The organism is Streptomyces sp. 8N114, from assembly GCF_052245835.1.
In the GTDB taxonomy this organism is placed as follows: Bacteria; Actinomycetota; Actinomycetes; order Streptomycetales; family Streptomycetaceae; genus Streptomyces.
The window spans coordinates 61512-86666 of the sequence record NZ_JBQQBT010000019.1 but is presented as its reverse complement, the minus strand read 5'-3'; the positions used below and the strand labels follow the sequence as shown (position 1 = coordinate 86666).

General features: G+C 70.0%; 16 protein-coding genes and 1 pseudogene. 12 read left to right on the top strand and 5 right to left on the bottom strand.

The features are described from left to right. The 3 genes from ACTWQF_RS28550 to hflX all read left to right on the top strand — a co-directional run bounded on the left by ACTWQF_RS28550 (nucleotide 1) and on the right by hflX (nucleotide 5545). A complete protein-coding gene (locus ACTWQF_RS28550; RefSeq protein ID WP_443282581.1) occupies nucleotides 1–2148 on the top strand; it encodes a RelA/SpoT family protein in 2148 nt (715 codons plus the stop codon). A gap of 147 nt (nucleotides 2149–2295) precedes the next feature. After that, the gene (locus ACTWQF_RS28545) at nucleotides 2296–3843 is read left to right on the top strand and encodes a M1 family metallopeptidase (protein ID WP_443282580.1); all 1548 of its coding nucleotides are present in this window, start codon (nucleotides 2296–2298) and stop codon (nucleotides 3841–3843) included. A gap of 202 nt (nucleotides 3844–4045) precedes the next feature. After that, nucleotides 4046–5545 (top strand): GTPase HflX, encoded by a 1500-nt coding sequence (hflX, locus tag ACTWQF_RS28540; RefSeq protein WP_443245311.1) that lies wholly within the window; start codon nucleotides 4046–4048, stop codon nucleotides 5543–5545. A 134-nt stretch (nucleotides 5546–5679) separates the two neighbouring features. Here the strand turns inward: hflX and ACTWQF_RS28535 are convergent, their stop codons facing one another. Both ACTWQF_RS28535 and ACTWQF_RS28530 read right to left on the bottom strand, forming a co-directional pair. Continuing rightward, entirely contained in the window at nucleotides 5680–6882 is a 1203-nt protein-coding gene (locus ACTWQF_RS28535) for a trypsin-like serine peptidase (RefSeq protein ID WP_443282579.1), read from the bottom strand. A gap of 72 nt (nucleotides 6883–6954) precedes the next feature. Then, the gene (locus tag ACTWQF_RS28530; protein WP_443282578.1) at nucleotides 6955–8181 is read right to left on the bottom strand and encodes a trypsin-like serine peptidase; all 1227 of its coding nucleotides are present in this window, start codon (nucleotides 8179–8181) and stop codon (nucleotides 6955–6957) included. 291 nt (nucleotides 8182–8472) lie between these two features. Between ACTWQF_RS28530 and ACTWQF_RS28525 the strand changes: the two genes are divergently transcribed. The 4 genes from ACTWQF_RS28525 (at nucleotide 8473) to ACTWQF_RS28510 (ending at nucleotide 15473) form a co-directional block, all read left to right on the top strand. Next, nucleotides 8473–10596 carry an IucA/IucC family protein gene (locus tag ACTWQF_RS28525; protein ID WP_443282577.1) on the top strand — a complete coding sequence of 708 codons (2124 nt, stop codon included), beginning with the start codon at nucleotides 8473–8475 and terminating at the stop codon, nucleotides 10594–10596. A 40-nt stretch (nucleotides 10597–10636) separates the two neighbouring features. Further along, nucleotides 10637–11443: a GNAT family N-acetyltransferase gene (locus ACTWQF_RS28520; protein WP_443282576.1), complete on the top strand. Its 807-nt coding sequence runs from the start codon at nucleotides 10637–10639 to the stop codon at nucleotides 11441–11443. A 73-nt stretch (nucleotides 11444–11516) separates the two neighbouring features. Beyond that, on the top strand, nucleotides 11517–13316 hold the full coding sequence (locus ACTWQF_RS28515; protein WP_443282575.1) for an IucA/IucC family protein: 1800 nt from the start codon (nucleotides 11517–11519) through the stop codon (nucleotides 13314–13316). 174 nt (nucleotides 13317–13490) lie between these two features. Beyond that, nucleotides 13491–15473 (top strand): ATP-dependent DNA helicase, encoded by a 1983-nt coding sequence (locus tag ACTWQF_RS28510; RefSeq protein ID WP_443282574.1) that lies wholly within the window; start codon nucleotides 13491–13493, stop codon nucleotides 15471–15473. Between the two features lie 192 nt (nucleotides 15474–15665). Here ACTWQF_RS28510 and lexA read toward each other — a convergent pair whose 3' ends face one another. Next, nucleotides 15666–16475, bottom strand: coding sequence for a transcriptional repressor LexA (lexA, locus tag ACTWQF_RS28505; RefSeq protein WP_443245318.1), 810 nt, complete (start codon nucleotides 16473–16475; stop codon nucleotides 15666–15668). A 722-nt stretch (nucleotides 16476–17197) separates the two neighbouring features. On the opposite strand from lexA, the gene nrdR reads away from it, so the two are divergent. Then, nucleotides 17198–17875, top strand: a complete 678-nt coding sequence (nrdR, locus tag ACTWQF_RS28500) for a transcriptional regulator NrdR (protein WP_443282573.1) — start codon at nucleotides 17198–17200, stop codon at nucleotides 17873–17875. Nucleotides 17876–18038: 163 nt separating this feature from the next. Beyond that, the gene (locus ACTWQF_RS28495) at nucleotides 18039–20936 is read left to right on the top strand and encodes a vitamin B12-dependent ribonucleotide reductase (protein ID WP_443282572.1); all 2898 of its coding nucleotides are present in this window, start codon (nucleotides 18039–18041) and stop codon (nucleotides 20934–20936) included. A 145-nt stretch (nucleotides 20937–21081) separates the two neighbouring features. On the opposite strand, the gene ACTWQF_RS28490 is transcribed toward ACTWQF_RS28495, so the two are convergent. After that, nucleotides 21082–21915, bottom strand: coding sequence for a MerR family transcriptional regulator (locus ACTWQF_RS28490; RefSeq protein ID WP_443282571.1), 834 nt, complete (start codon nucleotides 21913–21915; stop codon nucleotides 21082–21084). A 46-nt stretch (nucleotides 21916–21961) separates the two neighbouring features. Then, a pseudogene (locus ACTWQF_RS28485) lies at nucleotides 21962–22367 on the bottom strand (ATP-binding cassette domain-containing protein); the annotation flags it as partial. A gap of 272 nt (nucleotides 22368–22639) precedes the next feature. Here ACTWQF_RS28485 and ACTWQF_RS28480 point away from each other — a divergent pair. From ACTWQF_RS28480 to ACTWQF_RS28470, 3 genes are read left to right on the top strand one after another with little or no spacing between them, the layout of a single operon-like run. Next, a complete protein-coding gene (locus ACTWQF_RS28480) occupies nucleotides 22640–23248 on the top strand; it encodes a YdbC family protein (RefSeq protein ID WP_443282570.1) in 609 nt (202 codons plus the stop codon). 15 nt (nucleotides 23249–23263) lie between these two features. Continuing rightward, nucleotides 23264–23941, top strand: coding sequence for a histidine phosphatase family protein (locus tag ACTWQF_RS28475; protein WP_443282569.1), 678 nt, complete (start codon nucleotides 23264–23266; stop codon nucleotides 23939–23941). A 12-nt stretch (nucleotides 23942–23953) separates the two neighbouring features. Further along, nucleotides 23954–25123: an ADP-ribosylglycohydrolase family protein gene (locus tag ACTWQF_RS28470; RefSeq protein WP_443282568.1), complete on the top strand. Its 1170-nt coding sequence runs from the start codon at nucleotides 23954–23956 to the stop codon at nucleotides 25121–25123. The last annotated feature ends 32 nt before the right edge of the window (nucleotides 25124–25155 follow it).

Genomic DNA, 25155 nt, shown 5'->3' with positions numbered 1-25155 from the left:
ATGAGCGCGGTGCGCAGTCTGCGGAAACTCAGCAGAGTGGCACTGCTGGGCGCCACGCCACGGGACTCACTGCCGGACGCCATCGAACACGTCGCGAAGGTGCACAGGGCGCACCATCCAGGGGCCGATCTGCGGCCGCTGCGCAAGGCATACATGCTGGCCGAGTCCTCGCACCGGGGACAGATGCGCAAGAGCGGCGAGCCCTACATCACCCACCCTCTCGCGGTCACCCTGCTGCTGGCCCAGCTCGGCGCGGAGACAACCACGTTGACCGCCTCGCTGCTGCACGACACCGTCGAGGACACCGCGGTGACGCTGGAACAGGTACGCCGCGAGTTCGGGGACCAGGTCTGCTACCTCGTCGACGGCGTCACCAAGCTCGAGAAGGTCGACTACGGTTCGGCCGCCGAGCCGGAGACGTTCCGCAAGATGCTCGTCGCCACGGGCAACGACGTACGGGTCATGTCGATCAAGCTTGCCGACCGGCTGCACAACATGCGCACCCTCGGTGTGATGCGGCGTGAGAAACAGGTCCGCATCGCCAAGGTGACGCGGGACGTGCTGATCCCGCTCGCCGAGCGGCTCGGCATCCAGGCGCTCAAGAGCGAACTGGAGGACCTGGTATTCGCGATCCTCCATCCCGAAGAGCACACCACAACACGTGAGTTGATCCGTGAGCACAACTCGTGCCCCGACCCGCTGACAGGTTTCGCGACTCAAGTACGCCGCACACTGCGCGAGGCCGGAATCACGGCGCAGGTGCTCATCCGTCCCAGGCACACCGTCTCCGTGCACCGGCTGCGGCTCAAACGCGGCCAGTTGGGCGACTGCGACTTCGCCCGGCTGCTGGTCCTCGTGGACGAGGACGCCGACTGCTATGCGGTGCTGGGGGAGTTGCACACCTGCTTCGCCCCTCTCGTCTCGGAGTTCAAGGACTTCATCGCCGCTCCGAAGTTCAACCTCTACCAGTCGCTGCACACCGCGATCGCCGACGAGGAGGGCAGGGTCGCCGAAGTGCTCGTACGCACCCGCCGGATGCACCAGGTGGCCGAGACCGGTGTCATCGCCCTCGGCGACCCGCACGCAACGGCGGAGGCGGCTCCCGACGCGGCCGAGGGAGGCGCAGGGGGCGCGTCAGCGGCGACCGCCGAAGGGGCCGGGGAGCGGACCGACCCGACCCGCCCCGGATGGCTCTCACGCCTGCTGGAGTGGCAGAGCCACGCGCCCGACCCGAACACCTTCTGGCAGGAGCTGCGCGACGATCTGGCGCAGGACCTGGAGATCACCGTCTACTGCGCCGTCCCCGGAGCGGAGGGTGCCGCCGGGGGCGCGCTGCCGCTGCCCGGCGGTGCGACATGTGTGGATGCCGCCTACGCCAGGCTGGGGGAGGCGGCTCACCGGTGCATCGGGGCCCGAGTCAACGGCCGGCTGGCGGCGCTCACCACGGTGCTGCGGGACGGGGACGCGCTGCAGCTCTTCCTGGAGTCCAACCACGGCAGCCCCTCGGGGCCGTCCCCGGAGTGGCTCGACCACGTACGCACGCCGTCCGCGCGGCTGGCCATCCGGGAGTGGCTCGCCGCGCACGGACGGCGTGAAGCCGACGACTCCAGGAGCGATCGCGCTCCCGCCGAGAGTGAAAGCACCCTCGGCCCGGAGCAGGAGGAGCAGGAGCAGCACGCGGAGTACGGGGAGAACATTCCCGTGGTGCCCGGCCACCCCGGCACGCCCGTTCGGCTCGCCCGGTGTTGCACACCTGTACCGACGGATGCGGTCACCGGGTTCCCGGTGCGGGGCGGTGCCGTCACGGTGCACCGCGACAGTTGCCGGTCGGTGGCCCGGATGGCCTCCGACGGGCGCCTCACCCTTCCGGTGCGCTGGGAGCAGGGCGAGGCCGGATGCAGGGTCACCCTGCGGGCCGAGGCGTTCGGTCGTGCGCACCTGCTGGCCGACCTCACCGAGACCATCGCGGCGCAGGGCGCGGCTGTCGTCTCGGCCGATGTGGAACCCCCGCGCGAGCAGCGCGTGCGGCACACCTACACTCTGCAACTCCCTGACGCTGCGGGGCTTCCCGCACTGATGCGTGCCATGCGGCAGGTGCCGGGCGTCTACGACGTCACCCGCTCCGTCCGCCAGGCCGCTGCGAACTGACGGGCCGGTCCCCCCGGCCGCGAACCGACGGCTTGCCGCTCCGCGGGCATAGGGGAACCGTTCGGGCGGAGGCGCGGTACGTCCCCATTCGGGTGGACGAGCCCGGGCGGAGCCACCACCGGCTGCGGCCGCTGGTAGCGATGACCCATGGCCCTCACAGCCCCCGCAGCACGCACAGTCTCCCCCCGCTCACCCGCCGGACGGCGCGGTGCGGTCGCCGGTACGGTCACCGCCACGGCCCTCGCCCTGGTCGGCGCCGCGCTCCCCGCACCCCAGGCGGCCGGTATCGGCGACCACCTCTTCCCTCATCTCGGCAACCCCGGCTACGACGTCCGTGCGTACGACATCTCCTTCGACTACAGCGGTGACAACGGCAAGCCGCTCACTGCCCGGACCGTCATCGACGCGCGGGTCACCGCCGGGCCCATGGACCGGTTCAACCTGGACTTCGCAGGCGGCGATGTCCGCTCGGTCGAGGTCAACGGGCAGCCCGCCGGGCACGCCCGCGCGGGCGAGGATCTGGTGGTCACTCCGCGGACACAGTTGCGGCGGGGTTCCTGGCTGCACATCGAGGTCCGTCACACCAGCGACCCCACCATCAAGAACGGCGGCTGGGTGCGTACCAAGGACGGTCTGGCGATGGCCAACCAGGCCGACGCCGCGCACCGTGTGTTCCCCGGCAACGACCACCCCGCGGACAAGGCCATGTTCACCTTCCGGGTTCGGGCGCCGCGCGGGCTGACCGCCGTGGCGGGCGGACTGCCGGCCGGACGGTCCCGCGCGGGGAAGGACACCGTCTGGACGTACCGGATGGGCCACCCTATGGCCACCGAGCTGGCCCAGGTGTCGATCGGCCGCTCCACTGTCGTGCGCTCGACAGGCCCGCACGGGCTGCCGTTGCGCCACGTCGTACCCGTCAAGCAGCGCGAGGCGCTGGAGCCCGCGCTGAACGAGACGTCCCGGCAGATCGCCTGGATGGAGCGGCATGCGGGGGAGTATCCGTTCGAGAACTACGGGCTGCTGGCCGCCGAGGCGGCCACCGGCTTCGAACTGGAGACACAGACCCTCTCGCTCTTCGAGAGCGAACTGCTGTCCTCCCGTAAGTACCCGGACTGGTACAGAGAGTCACTGATGGTGCACGAGTTGGCGCACCAGTGGTTCGGCGACAGCGTCTCCCCGCGCCGCTGGACCGATCTGTGGCTGAACGAGGGCCACGCGAGCTGGTACGAGTGGGCGTACGGCGCTGAGCGGGGCGGTTTTTCGGTCGACGCGAGGGCGCGCGCCTCGTACGAGCAGTCCGACGCCTGGCGCAAGCGTTACGGGCCTCCCGCAGCCCTCCTACCCACCCGGAAGGGCGGGAAGATCGAGCTGTTCAGCCCGATCGTCTACAACGGTTCCGCCGTCGTTCTCTACGCACTGCGCGAGCGGATCGGCAAGGAGGCGTTCGCCCGGCTGCAGCGCGCCTGGCCGCGCAAGTACCGCGACTCCAGCGCCAGCACCGCCGACTTCATCGCTCTGGCCAGTGAGATCTCCGGCAAGGATCAGAGCGCCTTCCTGAAGAAATGGCTCTACGGGAGGACCACCCCGCCCATGCCTGGGCACCCGGACTGGACCCAGAAGAAGCCGGCCAAGAGCCCGCCAGGGAAAACGGGCGCGAGTTCCGCGAGGACGGTCGAAAAGAGCCGCCGTCCGTAGTCCTGACGCCGCAGCCCCGGGAGCGCCCCGGGAAGGGCGGCAAATACGGGTGACGACGTCGCTGCGCCGTGCGACCATCCTTGTGGCCGCGCGGCGCGGCGCGGGAGCGGTCCGCCCAGGACCGGGCCCGGCGCCCGGGGAATCTTCCCCGCCGCCGGGGCGTTGTGCGGTACGTAAGCTTCCCTCGACCTTAAGGATCCACTTGACCCACTCCTCTTCCCTTCCACAGAACGGCCAGCGCATCGCCAAGACGAACCGCCGAGCCGACGCCCTGATGGAAGAGGACGTCGCTCTTAGTCACACGTTCGACGAGAACCGTGACGGTGATCAGCTCGACCGCTCCGACCGGGCGGCGCTGCGGCGAGTGGCCGGTCTCTCCACCGAGCTGGAGGACGTCACAGAGGTTGAGTACCGGCAGCTGCGCCTGGAGCGTGTCGTGCTGGTCGGCGTCTGGACCTCCGGTACGGCGAACGACGCCGAGAACTCCCTCGCGGAGCTGGCAGCCCTCGCCGAGACGGCTGGAGCGGTGGTGCTCGACGGCGTCATCCAGCGCCGGGACAAGCCTGACGCTGCGACGTACATCGGCTCCGGCAAGGCCGCCGAGCTGCGGGACATCGTCCTGGAGACCGGCGCCGACACCGTCGTGTGCGACGGTGAGCTGACTCCTGGCCAGCTCATCCACCTTGAGGACGTCGTCAAGGTCAAGGTGGTCGACCGTACGGCCCTGATCCTCGACATCTTCGCCCAGCACGCCAAGTCCCGAGAGGGCAAGGCGCAGGTGGCGCTGGCACAGATGAACTACATGCTCCCCAGGCTGCGAGGCTGGGGCCAGTCGCTCTCCCGGCAGATGGGTGGCGGTGGCTCGGGTTCGGCCGGCGGCGGCATGGCCACGCGTGGTCCTGGTGAGACCAAGATCGAGACGGACCGGCGGCGGATCCGCGAGAAGATGGCGAAGATGCGCCGGGAGATCGCGGAGATGAAGACCGGCCGCGAGGTGCAGCGGCAGGACCGCAAGCGCAACAAGGTGCCCTCGGTTGCCATAGCGGGCTACACCAACGCGGGCAAGTCCTCGCTGCTCAACCGGCTCACAGGGGCGGGCGTGCTGGTGGAGAACGCACTGTTCGCCACCCTGGACCCGACCGTGCGCAAGGCCGAGACCCCCAGCGGCAGGGGCTACACGCTGGCCGACACGGTCGGTTTCGTCCGGCACCTTCCGCACCACCTGGTGGAGGCGTTCCGCTCCACCATGGAGGAGGTCGGTGACGCCGACCTGATCCTGCATGTGGTGGACGGGGCGCACCCCGCGCCGGAGGAGCAGCTCGCCGCCGTGCGCGAGGTCGTCCGCGATGTGGGTGCAGCCGACGTGCCCGAGATCGTCGTGGTCAACAAGGCGGACGCGGCCGACCCGCTCGTCCTGCAACGGCTGCTGCGGGCCGAGAAGCACGCACTGGTCGTCTCCGCCCGCACCGGGCAGGGCGTCGACCAACTGCGCGAGCTGATCGACAACGAGCTGCCCCGCCCCTCCGTCGAGCTGGAGGTGCTGCTGCCCTACACCGAGGGCAAGCTCGTTTCCCGGGTGCACAACCAGGGCGAGGTGCTCTCCGAGGAGCATCTCGAGCAGGGCACGCTGCTCAAGGCCCGGGTGCACGAGGAGCTCGCCGCGGAGCTGCGCGCATTCCAGCCGCTGGCCGCCCGGCCGTAGCCGGGGCGGCGCCGCAAGGGCAGCCGAAAACCGCATAGCAGCCGAAAATTGCATAGAAGAAGGCCCGCCCCCTCCCGGCTTCCGGGAGGGGGCGGGCCTTCGTTCAGTGCTGGTGCGGTGTGCCGGTCAGCGGGTCAGCCCTTGCGGCTGGCGGCGTTGAAGACCTGCTTGGCCGTCGGGCCCAGCTGCGGCCCCGCGAGCCAGGTGGCCGGGTGCGGGCCGATCGAGTTGACGGAGATCAGCTCGGGCTTGCCGCCCGCGCCCTTGATCAGCCAGGCGCCACCGGAGGAACCGCCCGTCATGGTGCAGCCGATGCGGTACAGCGCGGGCTGCGACGGGTCGATCGTCAGCGCGCCGGGACGGTCGGTGCAGGAGTACATCCGGGCGCCGTCGAAGGGCGGTGCCGCCGGGTAGCCGTAGTTGCTGACGCCGCGGATCCTGGACGACGAGGGCGCATGGAAGTTGACCTTGATGGCGTTGCCGACGGTCTCCTCCAGCGACTTGCCGGACTTGTTCACCGGCTCGACGCGCACCACCGCGAAGTCCTGCTGGGAGCCGCCGCCCCCGGACTTGGCGCCCTTCTGGATCCAGTAGTTGGTGGTCTGGGCCCACTTCACCCACCACTCGCCGTACGGGGCGACCTCCTGGGGCGGGGAGCTGTTGACCGCCGGCATGGAGCGGCCCTTGTCGTTGAAGGCCGGGATGAAGGTGATGTTGCGCAGCCAGCCGCCGCTCTTGCCGGAGTGGACGCAGTGGCCCGCGGTCGCGACCAGGTTGGACTTGCCCGGGTGGCGCGGGTCCTTGATGACCGTGCCGGAGCAGACCATCGGGCCTTCGGGAGTGTCCATGAAGATCTTGCCGGCGGGAGCCGCGTTCCGCGTGTACGGCGTCTTCACGGCGTCCGCCTTGACCGGGCGCGGCTCCGCGGGGTTGGCGGCACCCGAGGTGCTCTTGACGTTTTTCGGGACCTTCTTCTCGTTGTCCTGGGCCTTCTTCATCCGCCCCAGGTCCCAGTGGCCCTTGATGTAGGGGTTGACGAAGTCCTTGGCCTCACGCACCCACTGGTCCTTGTCCCAGTTCTTCCAGGCGCCCTGCTTCCACTTGTCGAGGTCCTGGAGGGAGGTGGGAAGGTCCTTCGGCAGCTTGTCGGGGATGCCGATCTGGTCCTTGCCGCCACCGGAGTCCTGGGCGCCTTCGGAGGCGGCGGGCTTGGCGTCCGTCTTCTTCTTGCCGTCATCGTCGCCCGTGCAGGCGGTGGCGGTGAGGGCGAGGGTGGCGGCCAGGGCCGCCGTGACCAGGACCGGACGCCCACGTCCGGCGTTGCGTATACGTGACATGGTTCTGGGTCCCTTTGAGGAGTCGTACGAAAAGCGCTCGTCGTGCGCAGGGTGTTCTGGCCGCATCGGCACTCAGCCCTCCTTGCTGACCGCGTCGAAGACGGCCTTGGCCTCCTTGCCGAGGCGGGCGCCGGCCAGCCAGTCGGCGGTGATGGGGCCGATGGAGGTCACCGAGAGCAGCCGGGTGCCCGAGGCGTCGAGCCAGGGGCCGCCGGACGAACCGGCCGTCATGGTGCAGCCGATGCGGTACATGGTGGGCTGCTCCGGGTCGATCGTGAGACGGCTCGGCTTGTCGGCGCAGCGGTACATCCGGGCGCCGTCGAAGGGCGGTGCCGCCGGGTAGCCAACGGCGCTGAGGCTCTTGAGCGACTTGACCCGGGGAGTGCTGAAGGCGGGCTTGACGGCGCCGCCGGCCTTCTCCTCCAGCGAGGGGCCGCTGCTCTTGTCCTCGGGCTGCACCTGGAGCACCGCGAAGTCCTGCTGTGCACCCTTGCCGCCGCGCTCGGCGCCGTTCTGGATCCAGTGCTTGGTGGTACGGGCGTGCTTGGCCCACCAGATGCCGTCAGGGGCGACGTCGCTCTTGGAGGCGTTCGCCAGCTGCTGGTTCGACATCCCCTTGGGGTTGTAGTCCGGGACGAAGACCACGTTGCGGTACCAGCCCTTGCCCGCGCCGCCGTGCACACAGTGCCCCGCGGTGGCGACCAGGTTGGACTTACCCGGGTGGCGCGGATCCTTCAGGACGGAGCCGGAGCAGACCATGGCACCCTTCGGGGTGTCCATGAAGACCTTGCCGACGGGCAGGTCGTCCTGGGTGTACGGCGCCTTGACCGCGGCGGCCTTGACTTCCTTCGGCGTCGGATCGGTGACGCCCTCGTCCTCGCCGGAGCCGTCGTTGCCGCCGCTGGGCTTGTCGTCGATGTCCGAGTCGTCGACCTTACGGTCGTTGCCGTCCGCGTCCTTCATCCGGTCCGGGTTCCACAGGTCGCGGATGATCGGGTTGAAGAAGTGCTTGGCTTCCTTCACCCACTTGTCCCGGTCCCAGTTCTTCCAGGCGCCCTTCTTCCAGGCGTCCAGGTCGTCCAGAGAGGTCGGCAGATCCTTCGGGAGGTCGTCAGGGAGCCCCAGGTCCTTCTTCAGGTCCCGGCTCGGCTTCTTCTCCTGGGAGGCAGCCTTGCTGGGCTTGTCGTCCGCCTTCTTCTCCTCCGGGCCGCAGGCCGTAGCGGTGACCGCCAGCACGGCGGCGACCGCGGCCGCGGCCAGCGCCGGACGGCGCCGCGCGGACCTGGCTATCGATGGCATCGCTGAACTCCCCCTGAATGGATCTCGTGCCTCTTGACTTGTCATGCACCTCGCCGGGGCGGGGCGGCCCCCACTATGCCCGGTGGTGTTCGGGACGGGCACACCAGGGTCCGCGGTTCCCCCAGCGCACATGCGCTCGCAGCGCGCCCCCGGATTGCTCCGTATTCCGCCCCAGCCGGAGAGGGAACTTCAACGAGCCCGTGATCCCGGGCCGTTCACCTCGTTGGTTCGTACGGGGGACAGTGGCTCGCTGCCCAGCGCGCCCAGTCGACACCAGCCAAGGAGACCTCAGTGAACGCGCGCTCCGGAGCCGACGAGCCAAAGGACCCGGTCCGTCGGAGGCCCGCTGACCTGATCGAACCGACGGTGCCGCAACAGGAGCGGCGTATCGCCACACAGCCCCCCGAGCCGCCGGAGCACCCCGAATCGCCGCAGCACGGCGAATTGCCGCAGCACCGCCAATCGCCGCAGCACCTCGAAGTACACCAGCACCTCGAAGTACCGCAGCACCCTGAAGTGGCGCAGCACCGCGATCCGCTGGAGCACCCGGACCCGCGCGCAGCCGCCGACGCCGCAGCGCTGGAGAACCTGCTCCGGTGCTGGGTGCGCGAGACGGCTCCGGCCCGTCCTCGGAACGGCGTGCTGCGTATCCCGCTGCCCGTCAGCGGGAGCGCGCTGCTGGTTCCGGTACGGCACTGGTCACCCGTCGGCTGGCACCGCTTCGATCCGCCTTCGCTCGAGGGAGCGCCCGAGTCCGCCGCACCGCTGCAAGCCGTCGCGGTCGCGGCCCTGATCGGCCGCGAGGCCGCACACACCGCCCGGAGCACCGCGGGGACCAGGTCCGGTCCCGCCGGTAACGGAGCCGGCACCGATGCCTACGAGGGCGCCAGCGCCGCCGAGAACACCGCGCTCGTGGGCCGCGTCGCCGACTCCGTACAGCGCACCGCCCGGTTCCTGGGCGACCGCCGCAACTACCCGGAGCCCCCTCCCGCCACCAGCCCGTTCCTCGACGGCGAGCAGGCGCTGGTCTTCGGCCATCCCCTGCACCCCACCCCCAAGAGCCGCGAGGGGCTCTCCGACGCGGAGGAAAGCGCCTACTCGCCCGAACTGCGCGGCAGCTTCCCGTTGCACTGGATGGCCGTCCACCGCTCGGCGCTGGCGGGGGACTCCGCATGGACAGATCGCGGCAAGCCCGTCTCCGCCACCCAACTCGCGCTGCGCCTGAGCGGGCAGGCACTGGCCGGACGGATCCCCGAAGAGTACGTACCCCTGCCCCTGCACCCCTGGCAGGCCCGGGAGGTACGGCACAGCCCCGCCGTCCGCACACTGCTGGACGCGGGGCTGCTGCACGATCTGGGGCAGACGGGGGAGCGCTGGAGCCCGACTTCCTCGGTGCGTACTGTCTTCCGGCCGGACAGCGTGGCGATGCTCAAGCTGTCCGTCGGGCTGCGTATCACCAACTCCCGCCGCGAGAACCTCCGCAAGGAACTGCTGCGCGGCGTGGAGGTGCACCGGCTGCTCCGCGGAGATCTGGGCCGCGCCTGGCGGGCGGCCCACCCGGGCTTCGACATCGTGCGGGACCCGGCCTGGCTCGGCGTCGACGTGCCCGGTGAGGGACGGCTGCCCGGCTTCGACACCGTCATCCGGCACAACCCTTTCGGCGCGGGGGAGGACGCCGTCTGCCTCGCCGGACTGACAGCGCCCGTCCCTCTCGCGCCCGCCCCCGGCGCACCTCTCCGCACCACGTCTGTCCTGTCCGCACCCGACCCTGGGTCGCACGGCCCGCCCGTCGCGCTGCGTTCCCGACTCGGACGTGTGATCCATGCGCTCGCGCAGCGCTCCCGGCGGCAGTTGGGGGCGGTGGCTGCCGAGTGGTTCCTGCGCTATCTGGACGCCGTCGTACGACCCATTCTCTGGCTGGACGCGCACGGGGGCATCGCCCTGGAGGCACACCAGCAGAACACAGTCGTACTGCTGGACGCACACGGCTGGCCCCAGGGCGGGCGCTACAGGGACAACCAGGGGTACTACTTCCGTGCCTCCTACCGGGACGCGCTCAGCCGTCGGCTGCCCGGGGTGCAGGTCGGCCTGGCGAGCGACACCTTCGTCGCCGACGACGTCACTGACGAGCGGTTCGCCTACTACCTGGGCATCAACAACGTCCTGGGCCTCATCGGAGCCTTCGGCTCCCAGCGGCTGACCGACGAGCGGCTGCTGCTCGCGGCGTTCCGGCGCTTCCTGCAGGGCGCCGCACGCGAGGAGCCCGCCTCGCCGCTGCCCGCGCTGCTGCTCGACTCCCCGACGCTGCGCTGCAAGGCGAACCTCCTCACCCGGCTGCACGGCATGGACGAACTCGTCGGCCCGGTCGACACCCAGTCCGTCTACGTCACCCTCGACAACCCGCTCATCCCCTGACCTCCTGGCCCTCGGCCCCTCGCAGAGAGGAGACGTCGTCATGCCGCACCCCCAGCCGGGCTCCGCACCGCCGGCCGATACCCCCGGCGCGGACCCGGCGGAGCCCGGCTCCAGCACCAGCAGCGACGACCCCCTCACAGCCCACCGCGGCACCGCCGCCGGGGAGGACACTCTCAACCTCGGACTGCCGCGGGAACGACCCGAGCCGCCGTCCCGGCGAGAGCCCCGGTCCCACGCCTTCTCCGCACCCTGCGTCAACGTCGGCAGGGAGCACGCCGACGCGCCCGACACCCCCGCCGACTGGCCCGCCGTGGTGACCGACGCGGGCCGGTTCCAGCTGGTGCCCGTACACCTCGCCCGCGACCTGCCGCTGATCTCCGCATGGATGAACGACCCGGTGGTCGCGGCCTTCTGGGAACTGGCCGGTCCCGAACGGGTCACCGAGGCCCATCTGCGCCCCCAGCTGGAGGGCGACGGACGCAGCATTCCGTGCCTCGGTGTGCTGGACGGCGCGCCGATGAGCTACTGGGAGCTCTACCGTGCCGACCTCGACCCGCTCGCGCGGCACTGCCGTACCCGGCCGCACGACACCGGTCTGCATCTGCTCATCGGTGCAGCTGCGCACCGCGGAAGAGGGCTCGGCTCGCTGCTGCTGCGTACGGTCGCCGACCTCGTTCTGGACCAGCGCCCCCGGTGTACGCGCGTGCTGGCGGAACCGGACGTGCGCAACGTCCCCTCCGTCGCCGCCTTCCTCGGTGCGGGCTTCCGGCTCAGCGCCGAGATCCAGCTCCCCGGCAAGCGCGCGGCCCTGATGGTGCGGGACCGCGAGCTGCGCCACGCGCTCTGACCCGGTGGCCGCGGCCCGTGTGCTCCGCGGCCACCGCCACTTGAATCCACGCCTCCCACAAGGAGCAACTCCCGTGTCCCGAACCTCGTCCTCCTCCTCCCATGACGTAGCGCCGCTAGCCGTCCCCGCGGGCCTCGAGAGAGGGTCCGACCCCTGGAGCCGCGCGTCCCGGCGGCTGCTCGCCAAGATGATCGCGGAGTTCTCCTACGAGGAGATCCTTCAGCCCCAGCCCGCGCCCGGTGCCGCACCCGGGTGCTACGTCCTCCCCGTGGACGACGGCCTCACCGTCCGCTTCCGGGCCCGCCGGGGGGCCTACGGTCACTGGAGCGTCGACGACGCCTCGCTGGAGCCCGGACTGGACCCGCTGGGCTTCGTCGCCCGTGCCCGCACGCTGCTCGGACTGAGCGGCGAGACAGCCGGCCACTACATCCGCGAGCTGACCGCCACGCTCACTGCCGACACCCAACTGCTGGCCTCCGAACTGCCCGTCGCCGACCTCGCCTCGCTGGGCTACGCCGAGCTGGAGGGACATATGGTCGGACACCCCTGGCTGGTCGCCAACAAGGGGCGGCTCGGTTTCTCCGGCGCCGACGCCGCACACTGGGCACCCGAGATCCGCACGGCACGGCCGCTGCCGTGGCTCGCCGTCCACCGGCGTCTGGCGAGCTACCACGGGGTGTCCCGGCTGGCCGACGCGGAGCGGCTGTACGCGCGCGAGCTGAGCGAGGAGACAGTCGCCGCCTTCCACCAGAGGCTGCGGTCGTGCGGAGTGTCCCCCGGCGACTACCTCTGCATGCCCGTGCACCCCTGGCAGTGGGACGAGACGGTCGTGCCGCTGTTCGCCGCGCAGCTGGCCGCGCAGGAGATCCTTCCGCTGCCCAGCGACGGCGATCTGCGGCTGCCGCAACAGTCCATCCGTACGTTCTTGAACATCAGCAGGCCCGACCGGCATGCCGTCAAGCTGCCGCTCGCCATCCTCAACACGCTGGTGTGGCGGGGTCTGCCGACCGACCGTACGCTCGCAGCGCCGTCGGTCACCGGCTGGGTGCAGCGACTGTGCGAGCAGGACGCGTTCCTGTCCGAGGAGTGCCGGGTGATCCTGCTGGGCGAGGTCGCCTCGGTGGCCGTCACGCACCCGGTGTACGAGCCGCTGGCCGATGCGCCCTACCAGTACCGCGAACTGCTCGGCTGTATCTGGCGCGAACCCCTCATCCCGCTGCTCGGTCCGGACGAGCGGGCCCGCACGCTCGCCTCCTTGATCCACACGGATGTGCACGGCAACTCCCTCACCGCCGAACTGGTGGCGCGCTCCCGGCTGGAGCCCCGGGTCTGGCTCAAGCACCTGTTCGGGTCGCTGCTCCCGCCGCTGCTGCACTTTCTCTACCGCTACGGCACGGTCTTCTCACCGCACGGGGAGAACGCCATCGTCGTCTTCGACGGGCACGACGTACCGGTCCGGCTGGCGATCAAGGACTTCGTGGACGACGTCAACGTCAGCGCAGAGCCGGTTCCCGAGCTCGATTCCATGCCGGAGGACGTACGAGGTGTGCTGCTCAGCGAACCGCCCATGTTCCTCACCCAGTTCATCCACTCCGCGCTCTTCGTCGGCGTCTTCCGCTACCTGGCCCCGCTGTGCGAGGCGCAACTCGGCGTCAGTGAGGACGATTTCTGGGCACTCGTACGGGCGGAGATCGATCGCTACCACGAGCGCTTCCCCGGACTGAAGCCCCGCTTCGAGACCTTCGACCTGCTGACCCCGCGCATCGAGCGGCTCTGCCTCAACCGCAACCGGCTGCACGCCGACGGCTACCGCGACAGAACCGAGCGCCCGCACGCCGCGGTCCATGGAACGGTGCGCAATCCGCTGTACTGAGGACGGCAACCGTCACGCGGAGGGCGGCTCCGTACCACCGAAGGCGGACCGAGAGTGCGCGCGTGCGCACAGAGCGCACCCGTCCGTACCGATCCGGTGATGGCTGGAAGCAACCGTTCGCGGTGGGAAGCAGCGGGGCGGGGTGTCAGTGGTGCCGCGTAAGGTGTCGGGTCTATGAGCAAGCCCGCCGTCACCGAACTCCTCCAGGCCGCCGTCACCGCCGTTGGCGGCACGGAACGCCCAGGTCAGGCTGCCATGGCCGAGGCCGTCGCCGAGGCTGTCGAGACCGGCCGCCACCTCCTCGTACAGGCGGGCACCGGCACCGGAAAGTCGCTCGCCTATCTGGTTCCCGCGCTGGCTCACGGTGAGCGAGTGGTGGTCGCGACCGCCACGCTCGCACTCCAGCGCCAGCTCGTCGAGCGCGACCTGCCGCGCACCGTCGAGGCACTGCATCCGCTGCTGCGCCGCCGCCCCGAGTTCGCCATGCTCAAGGGCCGGTCGAACTACCTGTGCCTGCACCGGCTGCACGAAGGGGTCCCGCAGGAAGAGGAGAGCGGGCTCTTCGACCCCTTCGAGAGCGCCGCCCCCACATCCAAGCTCGGCACGGACCTGCTGCGGCTGCGCGACTGGTCGGACGAGACGGAGACGGGCGACCGCGATGATCTGAAGCCGGGCGTCTCCGACCGTGCCTGGGGCCAGGTCTCCGTCTCCTCCCGGGAGTGCCTGGGCGCCAGCAAGTGCGCGTACGGTGCCGAGTGCTTCGCGGAGGCTGCCCGGGAGCGCGCCAAGCTCGCCGAGGTGATCGTCACCAATCATGCGCTGCTGGCCATCGACGCCATCGAGGGCGCCCCCGTGCTCCCCAGCCACGAGGTGCTCATCGTCGACGAGGCACACGAGCTCGTCTCCCGCGTCACCGGCGTCGCCACGGGCGAGCTCACCCCCGGCAGCGTCAACCGCGCGGTGCGCCGTGTCGCCAAGTTGGTGGACGAAAAAGCAGCCGACCAGCTCCAGACCGCCTCCGAAACCTTCGAACGGTTGATGGAGCTCGCCCTGCCGGGCCGGCTGGAGACCGTTCCGGAGGACCTGGAGTACGCGCTGATGGCGCTGCGCGACGCCGGGCGCACCTGCCTGAGCGCGCTGGGCAACACCCGGGACAAGTCCGTCCAGGACGAGGACGCGGTCCGCAAGCAGGCCAAAGCCTCGATCGAGAACGTCCACGATGTCGCCGAACGCATCCTGGAGCACTCCGACTTCGACGTCATCTGGTACGAGCGGCACGAGCGCTACGGAGCCTCGCTGCGGGTGGCACCGCTGTCGGTGTCCGGCCTGCTGCGCGAGAAGCTCTTCGCCGACCGCTCCGTCGTTCTCACCTCCGCCACCCTCAAACTGGGCGGGGACTTCAACGGGGTCGGCGCCTCACTCGGTCTCGCCCCGGAGGGGATCGGCAGCGACACCGACGGCGAAGAGGCCGAGACGCCGCCCTGGAAGGGGCTTGACGTCGGCTCCCCGTTCGACTACCGCAAGCAGGGCATTCTCTACGTCGCCAAGCATCTGACGCCCCCGGGCCGGGACGCCCAGCGCAACGACATGCTGGATGAGCTCGCGGAACTGGTGGAGGCGGCCGGCGGCCGGACGCTGGGGCTCTTCTCCTCCATGCGCGGCGCGCGGGCCGCCGCCGAGGAACTGCGCGGCAGGCTGGGTCTGCCGATCCTGCTGCAGGGCGAGGAGACGCTGGGAGAGCTCATCCGGCGGTTCGCGGACGACGCGGAGACCTGTCTGTTCGGCACGCTCTCCCTGTGGCAGGGCGTGGACGTGCCGGGCGCCAACTGTCAGCTGGTGGTGATGGACAGGGTGCCGTTCCCGCGGCCCGACGATCCGCTGATGAGCGCCCGGCAGAAGGCGGTCGAGGAGGCCGGCGGCAACGGCTTCATGGCGGTGGCGGCCACTCACGCGGCGCTGCTGATGGCGCAGGGCGCGGGCCGGCTCGTACGGGCGACGGGGGACCGCGGCGTGGTCGCGGTCCTGGACCCGCGCCTGGAGCGGGCCCGGTACGGCAGCTTCCTGCGGGCCTCGATGCCGGACTTCTGGTACACGACGGACCGCAACCAGGTCCGCCGCTCCCTCGCCGCCATCGACGAGGCGGCCAAGCGGGCGTAGCAGCCCCGGCGTGCGCCAGAGTCGACGGCGACGACGGCCGTCTCCGTACGACGGCGGGCCGCCGGTTCCGGTGCGGAGGGAACCAGCGGCCCGTAAGCCTTCGACCCGCGAGGGGGCCGCCCAGCTGTCTGTCGTACGCGGCTGTTCGTCGTACGCCGTATGTCGTACGCCGTATAGAGAGGCGGCGAGGGGTCAGACCCGGCGCAGCACGGCGACGACCTTGCCGAGGATGGTCGCGTCGTCGCCCGGGATCGGCTGGTACGAGGAGTTGTGCGGCAGCAGCCATACATGCCCGTCCTCGCGCTTGAAGCGCTTCACGGTGGCCTCGCCGTCCAGCATCGCGGCCACGATGTCGCCGTTCTCGGCGACGGGCTGGCGGCGCACGGTGACCCAGTCGCCGTCACAGATCGCGGCCTCGATCATCGAGTCGCCGATGACCTTGAGGACGAACAGTTCGCCGTCGCCGACCAGTTGGCGCGGCAGCGGGAAGACGTCCTCGACCGACTCCTCGGCGAGAATGGGGCCGCCCGCCGCGATACGTCCGACCAGCGGAACGTAGGAGGCCGACGGCTTGCCCGTGGTGTCGGCGGCGGCCTGTGCGCTGCTCGGGGCGTCCGAGCCGCGCACCTCGTAGGCGCGGGGACGGTGGGGATCACGGCGGAGGAAGCCCTTGCGCTCGAGGGCCATCAGCTGGTGCGCCACCGAGGAGGTGCTGGAGAGCCCGACCGCCTGGCCGATCTCCCGCATGGACGGTGGGTAGCCGCGCCGCTGGACCGAATCGCGGATCACCTCGATCACCCGGCGCTGCCGGTCGGTGAGCCCCGAGCTGTCGGCGCGGATGCCTGGAGGTCGGCCGGGAAGCGATCGCTTCGCTTGTTGGCCTTCCTGAATCTCTGCGTTCATGGCGTCATTCACGGGCTGAATTTCGTCAATCGGCTGAGCCGCTGCCGGAGCTGTGCGGTTCTGGGAGGTGATGGTGGCGCTGTCTGCGGTCGTGGTCACGTCGTCGGCCCCTCTCGAGAAGTTCTCCCTAGCTGGACAACGGTAGTTGGTTTCGAAAGGTTGCGCCAAACACACGTTCGAGTGAAAATCCGGAGTTCGCCTGACTTCTGCAGCTCGATGGGTGTATGGGCCGCGCCGTCTGTCTCGCGGGGCGTGGCGGGTCCTTTCGGAATGTGTGGACGCCGCGTATGTCGTGTGCCTCTGTCATGTGTCTCGGATGCGCCACGCAAACATCGCGTCCGTCGTTCGCTGTTCGCTTCCCCGCGCGGTTCGGTGCTGCCGCCACGGTGTTTCCGCGTCCTGTTTCCCGTTGCCGCCCGTTGCTGTCCGTAATTACTTATGTCGTCGAACTTCTATCCCGCTGCGTCGCCACTTCGGGTCACCGCCGCGCCGTCGCCGTTCCGCCGCCGCACTGCCCGCGGCGCGCCGCCGCCGTCCCACACAGTCTGGCAGGCGTGCCCCGGCGGCTGCCCGCCGCCCCGCTTCGCGTAGGCTCGTGGGCCGCGCCAGGGGGCGACACGCGTGGTGGCCGTCTTGACCATCGGCTACCAGATCTAGTGGTTTGATGAGCGCGCGCCACCAGAAGTTGTGTCCCTGGGTGCTCACGCCGGGGGGACTTCGCCTATGCTGGTGGCCCGTCGAGGGGCCCCTGTGACGGGGGTGCCGCGGCGTGATCTGTCATGCACGGTGAGGGCCCTGTGGGCCCTGGGAGGGTGGAAACGATGCATTGCCCCTTCTGCCGGCACCCTGACAGCCGCGTGGTCGACAGCCGTACAGCCGACGACGGAGCGGCCATCAGGCGGCGGCGCCAGTGTCCGCACTGCTCCCGCCGCTTCACGACCGTGGAAAACGCATCACTCACAGTGATCAAGCGGAGCGGCGTCACCGAGCCCTTCAGCCGGGACAAGGTGATTGCCGGAGTCCGCAAGGCGTGCCAGGGGCGCCCCGTCACCGAGGATGCCCTCGCTCAGCTCGGACAGCGGGTCGAGGAAGCTGTCCGGGCCACCGGGAGCGCGGAGTTGTCCACGCACGACGTCGGACTGGCCATACTCGGCCCGCTCCAGGACCTCGATCTGGTCGCCTACTTGCGGTTCGCCTCCGTCTACAAGGCGTTCGAGTCCCTGGAGGACTTCGAGGCGGCCATAGCCGAACTGCGTGAAGCACATCCGCGTGACTCCGGCCCCGGAGCGCAGGGCGGCGAAACCGCCGGGGGCCAGGAGGAGACCGCTGCCCGCGAGGGGGCAGTCCGGACCGGGAAGGGCCGGATGGCCGGGGGAGAGGCGCAGGCGTCGCCGGGGTTGCCCACACCCCTCGGCGGTGCCGGAGTCCGGGCGGAGGACCCCTCGGGCGGACAGACCGGCGGGGCCGGCGGCGCCCCCGCGGCCACTGCCGCCGACTGACGGCGGCCGGCCCCGCGGTGCGGGGCCCACAGGCCGGGGCACGGCCTCGGCGTACACAGAGACCTGGCCTGGACACGCACCGTGTCCGGGTCACCAGACAGGCACAGTTCTCGGGGAAGAACCGGGGCATGTTGGGGCGTTATGCCCCACACAGGGAGGCGGAATGACAGAGACGACGAGCGGCCCGGCACGCGGCTCCCGCGCAAAGGGCAGCAAGGCGAACAACGGACTGCGCATCGAGCGCATCCACACGACCCCCGGAGTGCACCCCTACGACGAGGTGAACTGGGAGCGCCGCGACGTCGTCATGACCAACTGGCGCGACGGCTCGATCAACTTCGAGCAGCGTGGCGTCGAATTCCCCGACTTCTGGTCGGTGAATGCGGTCAATATCGTCACGAGCAAGTATTTCCGCGGTGCCGTGGGGACTCCGCAGCGGGAGAACAGCCTCAAGCAGCTGATCGACCGGGTGGTGAAGACCTACCGGGCGGCCGGCGAGAAGCACGGGTACTTCGCCTCCCCCGAGGACGCCGAGATCTTCGAGCACGAGCTCGCCTACGCCGTGCTGCACCAGATCTTCGCCTTCAACTCCCCTGTGTGGTTCAACGTCGGAACCAAGCAGCCCCAGCAGGTCAGCGCGTGCTTCATCCTGTCCGTCGACGACTCCATGGAGTCGATCCTCGACTGGTACAAGGAAGAGGGCATGATCTTCAAGGGCGGCTCCGGAGCCGGTCTGAACCTCTCCCGCATCCGCTCCTCCAAGGAACTCCTCTCCTCGGGCGGCAACGCCTCGGGCCCCGTCTCCTTCATGCGCGGTGCCGACGCCTCCGCCGGCACGATCAAGTCGGGCGGTGCGACCCGCCGGGCCGCGAAGATGGTCGTCCTCGACGTCGACCACCCCGACGTCGAAGCCTTCATCGACACCAAGGTGAAGGAAGAGGAGAAGATCCGTGCCCTGCGCGACGCGGGCTTCGACATGGACCTGGGCGGCGAGGACATCGCCTCCGTCCAGTACCAGAACGCCAACAACTCGGTCCGCGTCAACGACGAGTTCATGAAGGCCGTCGAGTCCGGCTCGAAGTTCCCGCTGCGTGCCCGGATGACCGGTGAGGTCGTCGAGGAGGTGGACGCCAGGAAGCTCTTCCGCAAGATGGCCGAGGCCGCCCACGTCTGCGCCGACCCCGGCATCCAGTACGACGACACCATCAACCACTGGCACACCTCACCGGAGACGGGCCGCATCACCGCCTCCAACCCGTGCAGTGAGTACATGCACTTGGACAACTCCTCGTGCAACCTGGCGTCGCTCAACCTGATGAAGTTCCTGCGTGACGACGACAAGGGCAACCAGTCCTTCGACGCGGAGCGCTTCGCGAAGGTGACCGAGCTGGTCATCACGGCGATGGACATCTCCATCTGCTTCGCCGACTTCCCGACCGAGAAGATCGGCGAGACCACCCGCGCCTTCCGCCAGCTGGGCATCGGCTACGCCAACCTCGGCGCCCTGCTGATGGCCACCGGCCACGCCTACGACAGCGACGGCGGCCGCGCTCTCGCCGGTGCGATCACCTCCCTGATGACCGGCACCTCCTACAAGCGTTCGGCCGAGCTTGCCGCCGTGGTGGGCCCCTACGAGGGGTACGCCCGCAACGCCGAGGCGCACCGCCGCGTCATGAAGCAGCACAGCGACGCCAACGACGCCGCCACCCGGATGGACGACCTCGACACCCCGGTGTGGGCGGCGGCCACCGAGGCGTGGCAGGACGTGCAGCGGATCGGTAAGAAGAACGGTTTCCGCAATGCGCAGGCATCGGTGCTGGCACCGACCGGCACCATCGGCCTGATGATGGACTGCGACACCACCGGCGTCGAGCCCGACCTGGCCCTGGTCAAGTTCAAGAAGCTCGTCGGCGGCGGCTCCATGCAGATCGTGAACAACACGGTCCCCAAGGCCCTCAAGCGCCTCGGCTACCAGCCCGAGCAGATCGAGGCGGTCGTCGAGCACATCGCCGAGCACGGCAACGTCATGAACGCACCCGGTCTCAAGCCCGAGCACTACGAGGTCTTCGACTGCGCCATGGGCGAGCGCTCCATCTCCCCGATGGGCCACGTTCGGATGATGGCGGCAGCCCAGCCGTTCCTGTCCGGCGCCATTTCCAAGACGGTCAACATGCCGGCGAGCAGCACCGTCGAGGACGTCGAGGAGATCTACCTCCAGGGCTGGAAGCTCGGCACCAAGGCGCTGGCCGTCTACGTCGAGAACAGCAAGGTCGGCCAGCCGCTTTCGGCCAAGGCCAAGGAGGAGAAGAAGGCGGAGGCGCCCGAGCCGGAGAAGGTCGTCGAGTACCGGCCGGTCCGCCGTCGGCTGCCCAAGGGCCGTCCCGGCATCACCACTTCCTTCACGGTGGGCGGCGCCGAGGGCTACATGACGGCCAACTCCTACCCGGACGACGGCCTGGGCGAGGTCTTCCTCAAGATGTCCAAGCAGGGCTCCACCCTTGCGGGCATGATGGACGCCTTCTCCATCGCGGTCTCGGTCGGCCTCCAGTACGGCGTTCCGCTGGAGACCTACGTCTCGAAGTTCACCAACATGCGCTTCGAGCCGGCCGGGATGACGGACGACACCGATGTGCGGATGGCACAGTCGATCGTCGACTACATCTTCCGCCGCCTGGCGCTGGACTTCCTCCCCTTCGAGACCCGTTCGGCACTCGGTATCCACTCGGCGGCCGAGCGCCAGCGCCACCTGGAGACGGGCTCCTACGAGGCGACGGAGGAGGAGTTCGACGCCGACGCCCTGGCGCAGTCGGCCCCCAAGGCCGAGCAGTCGACGGCCCCCGTGGAGGAGGCCAAGGACGCCAAGGACGCGCAGCGGACGGCTGCCGAGCCCGAGGCCGCGACGCCCGCACCGAGGGAGGCCCACAACTCCACGGAACTGATGGAGATGCAGCTCGGCCTCAACGCCGATGCCCCCCTGTGCTTCTCCTGCGGCACCAAGATGCGCCGCGCGGGCAGCTGCTACCTGTGCGAGGGCTGCGGCTCGACCAGCGGTTGCAGCTGATAGCAGGCGGAAAAGCGTCCGATGCATCGTTGAGCATGCGTTGCGGAGGTCGTTGATCCGCATATGGGAGGGAGCCGACACTGGTCGGCTCCCTCTCTGCTGCGCACCGCCGTCCGATGGGGCGAACTCGTCAAGCGGGGCCGGATCAGCTGCCTCGCGGCTCGGAGCGGCAACTGGTGTCCTCCTGCCGTGCTCCGGCCGCACCGCGAGTCGGGTCCACGCGCTCGAGCTTGGTCCAGCCGGCCCAGCCTCGCTGCTTCAGCAGCTCGATCAGGCGACGGGCCGGCGGCGCGGTGTCGAAGGCCAGGGTGTCCATCAACTTGACGAACGGTGGCTCGATGTCGGCGTCGTCGACATAGTCCTCGCCCTGCTCGTCGGCCATCTGCGAGATGTAGGCGGCCAACTTGGTGGCCAGCTCGACCAGCCGCGGGTCGTCGTCGGTCCGGTCGAGAGCCTGGCCCAGGGTGAGATAGAAGTCGATGAGCTGCGGGTCGGCAATCTGCTCCCGCTTGCGGGCCACCCACTCCTGGACTCGCTCGGGTGAGTGTGCGGCCAGCGGAATCCAGCCGTCGCGTTCGACCTGGACGATCCGCTCGTCGACCCCGAGCGCCCGCAGTCGGTCGAGGAAATCGACCACCTCCGGAGGCAGCGCCAGGTTGTCCCCGGAGGCGAGGCGAGCGATCCGCTCGCGGTGCCGCTGCCGCTCCCGGATCTCCGCCCGCAGCTGCTTGTCGATGTCTGCGACCGCCGCGGCGAACTCCTCCTCGTCGGCCCGGAGCAGCTCCCGTACGCGCGCCAGCGGGACGCCGGCCTCGGCGAGGGTCCGGATCTTGATCAGCTCCACCACGGCGCCGGCACCGTACCTCCGATAGCCGGAGTGGTCCCGCTCCGGCTCCGGCAGCAGGCCCTTGGCGTGATAGTGCCGCACCGCGCGCACTGTCACTCCGGCGTACGACGCCAGTTCGCCGATGGTCAGCATCTGGTCAGTCTCCTAGTTCGCGGCGCGGGTCCGGTAGAGCCGTCGCGCCCAGGGGTAGCCGACCGATCCGGTCGGCGAGCTGGTCGGCCTGCTCGAGGTACTGGGTGGTCAGGAAGACCGTGACCCCGTCGGCCACCGGCTCCCGCACGATCTCCCCCAGGCCACGGCGGAGAACTGTCCTGCCACTCCGATCGACGCACGCACTTGGTCCCCCTCGCGGCGTACGTCGTACCCGGCGACCCGGGCCTCACTGGCGTCCGCGTCCGGGTCCGCGTCCGCGGGGAGCAACGTGGACAGGATCCGGACGGTGGTGGTCTTGCCGGCCCGTTGGGCCCGAGCAGGGCGTAGACGATGCCTGCGGGGACGGTCAGGTCGACTCCAGCGGCCCCCTCGTGGCCGCCGTACGACTTGCGCAGTCCGGCGACCTCGATCGCATGGGTTCTCGTAGTCATGCCAATCATGCTGAGAGGTTGACCCTGCGTCAGGGGCAACCGCCGCATACCGCCGTGGCGACCTGACCTCCGCGCAGCCGTCGCCGTCGACCTCTGCCCCATGACGAGAGTCGACCTCTGCCCCATGACGAGATAGGCGCATCAGAAAGTGGTGAGGCGAGGTACACCGGACGTGGTGGGCGGAGGCAGACCGGAAGTGGGGCACATCAGTACGAGATGCAGGGTGCTCTCGTCCGGGGTTGGGGTCGCTGGGATGGCCGTACGATAGCGCGGTGCTGGTCAAGTGGATGCGCTGCACCGTCGTCGACCGCCCGGGGTTCGCACGGGCACAGCGGAAATGGGCCGGTCTGCTCGGCGAGCCCGGTTTCCGTGGGCAGGGCGGCGGGTGGAGTCGGTCCCGGGAAGGAGTCGTCCACCTCTTCGGCTTCTGGGAGAGCCGGGCCTTCTACGACTCCTTCATGGCGCGTTCCCACGACCGGCTGCACGCCGCCCAGCTCGGTACATACAAGGACATGCAGGTCAGGCTCTTCGAATACCGCTTCGATGTGAAGACCGGCTTCCGTCCCGTCTTCACGGACGCGGATCTGCTGCGCGTGGCCCACTGCCGGGTGCGACCCGACCGGATCGAGCACTACACGCTGATGCAGGAGAAGGTGTGGAACCCGGCCATGGCAGGCTCCCCGGGAATGCTGCGCGGCGTCTTCGCCCAGGCGAACACGGAGGACGAGTTCCTGGTCCTCTCGATGTGGGACTCCACCGCCGAATACGGAAAGTATCGGGTGGAGCGTGTGGAGCGGCTGGCGCTGCGAGCCCAGACCGGGGCCGACCTCGCCCACGTCACCGGAGACGTGATCGATCTGGAGCCGTCCTGGACCGTCTGACCTAGGGTGGGGCTCATGGCACGTCCTCGCCGTATCGTCCTGCTCCGCCACGGAGAGTCGGAGGGAAACGCCGACGACAGCATCTACGAGCGCGTGCCTGATCACGCACTGCCACTGACCGAGCGCGGGCTGCGCCAGGCTGAAGAGGCAGGCAAGCGGCTCCGTGAGGTCTTCGGCGAGGAGCGCGTCTCCGCCTACGTATCGCCCTACCGCCGCACCCGCGAAACCCTCGCCGCGCTCGGCATCGGCCCCGCCCAGATGCGGGTCCGTGAGGAACCCAGGCTCCGCGAACAGGACTGGGGGAACTGGCAGGACCGGGAGGACGTGCGGCAGCAGAAGAAGTACCGCGACGCATACGGCCACTTCTTCTACCGCTTCGCCCAGGGCGAGTCCGGCGCCGACGTCTACGACCGTGTCGGCGCCTTCCTGGAGAGCCTGTGGCGCAGCTTCGAGGCGCCCGACAACCCGCCGAACGTACTGCTGGTCACGCACGGCCTCACCATGCGGCTGTTCTGCATGCGCTGGTTCCATTGGACGGTGGAGGAGTTCGAGTGCCTCTCCAACCCCCGCAACGGTGAGACCCGCGCCCTCCTTCTCGGACCCGAAGGCCGCTACCACCTCGACCAGCCCTTCGAACGCTGGCAGCCCCCTCGCCCCTATGGGAGCCCGCGCTCCTACGGGAGTCACCGCTAACATCGTCGGGACATGAGCGCTCGATTCCCTGCCCCCGACCCCGACTCCGACCCTGCCCGCGGTGAGCGGGTATCCCGTGCCCTCGCCAGCCTGCGCGGCCTGGCAGTGGGCGATGCCCTGGGCTCCCAATTCTTCGTTCCCGCCAATCTCTCCTGCCTGCGCCGCCGGGAGCTGCCGCCCGGCCACTGGCAGTGGACCGACGACACCGAAATGGCCGCCTCCGTGGTGGCCGTTCTCGCGGCGCACGGTCATATCGACCAGGACGCACTGGCCGCCTCCTTCTCCGAGCACCACGACTTCGACCGCGGCTACGGCCCCGCGGTGAACCGAATGCTGCGTCTCATCCGCCAGGAGGGCGGCGACTGGCGCGAGTTGGCCGCCTCCCTCTTCGAGGGGCAGGGCTCCTGGGGCAATGGCGGCGCCATGCGGGTGGCCCCGCTCGGCGCCTGGTTCGCCGGCGACCCCGAGCGCGCGGCTGCGGAGGCCGAACGCTCCGCCGAGGTCACCCACCGGCACCCCGAGGCCGTCGCCGGTACGCGCGCGGTCGCCGCAGCCGCAGCCCTCGTTGCCGGTGAGCAGCAGGGCCGCCCCGAGGCGCCCGACCGTGCGGAAGAGGGCGGGGACGTGGGCGCCGCCTCCGCGGCAGGCGCAGGTCTGGGCGCGGACGACGGTACGGCCGGCGGCTCGGGCGAAGGCGCAGGTGAGGACGGCGGCGGCAGGAGCGCGGGCGGCGGCACGGGCCGGGGCCCCGGCGAGGCCAGAGGCGGGCCGACTGCGCCGCCGCTGACCGAGTCGCAGGCGCCGACCGCGCCGCTTACCCCCGAGAGGCTCCTGACCCGCGTCCAGGAACTCGTCCCGCGCAGCGCCGTCCAGGCGGGGCTGCGCCGTGCCGCCGACCTGCTCGACTACGCCGACGTCGGCACGGTCGCCGCGGTCCTCGGCTGCGGTCGGCGCACCAGCACACAGGACACGGTGCCGTTCACGCTCTGGGCTGCTGCCCGGAATCTTGGCGACTTCCGCGCGGCGTTCTGGACCACTGCGAGCGCCGGCGGCGACGTGGACACCACCTGCGCCATTGTCGGCGGGATCGTGGCCGCGGCGGGACCCGCCTCGGCTCCGCCCGAGGAATGGCACCAACGCACCGAGGGATTTCCCGGCTGGCTGCTCGATGCCATGCGCTGAGGACCTCGCAGCCGGAAGTCGGGAGTGTGCGC

Bases quoted from the DNA above. Each gene is read 5' to 3' on its own strand.
- ACTWQF_RS28550 (WP_443282581.1), top strand. From the start codon at position 1: ATGAGCGCGGTGCGCAGTCTGCGGAAACTCAGCAGAGTGGCACTGCTG.
- ACTWQF_RS28545 (WP_443282580.1), top strand. From the start codon at position 2,296: ATGGCCCTCACAGCCCCCGCAGCACGCACAGTCTCCCCCCGCTCACCC.
- ACTWQF_RS28535 (WP_443282579.1), bottom strand. From the start codon at position 6,882: ATGTCACGTATACGCAACGCCGGACGTGGGCGTCCGGTCCTGGTCACG.
- ACTWQF_RS28530 (WP_443282578.1), bottom strand. From the start codon at position 8,181: ATGCCATCGATAGCCAGGTCCGCGCGGCGCCGTCCGGCGCTGGCCGCG.
- ACTWQF_RS28520 (WP_443282576.1), top strand. From the start codon at position 10,637: ATGCCGCACCCCCAGCCGGGCTCCGCACCGCCGGCCGATACCCCCGGC.
- ACTWQF_RS28510 (WP_443282574.1), top strand. From the start codon at position 13,491: ATGAGCAAGCCCGCCGTCACCGAACTCCTCCAGGCCGCCGTCACCGCC.
- nrdR (WP_443282573.1), top strand. From the start codon at position 17,198: ATGCATTGCCCCTTCTGCCGGCACCCTGACAGCCGCGTGGTCGACAGC.
- ACTWQF_RS28495 (WP_443282572.1), top strand. From the start codon at position 18,039: ATGACAGAGACGACGAGCGGCCCGGCACGCGGCTCCCGCGCAAAGGGC.
- ACTWQF_RS28490 (WP_443282571.1), bottom strand. From the start codon at position 21,915: ATGCTGACCATCGGCGAACTGGCGTCGTACGCCGGAGTGACAGTGCGC.
- ACTWQF_RS28475 (WP_443282569.1), top strand. From the start codon at position 23,264: ATGGCACGTCCTCGCCGTATCGTCCTGCTCCGCCACGGAGAGTCGGAG.
- ACTWQF_RS28470 (WP_443282568.1), top strand. From the start codon at position 23,954: ATGAGCGCTCGATTCCCTGCCCCCGACCCCGACTCCGACCCTGCCCGC.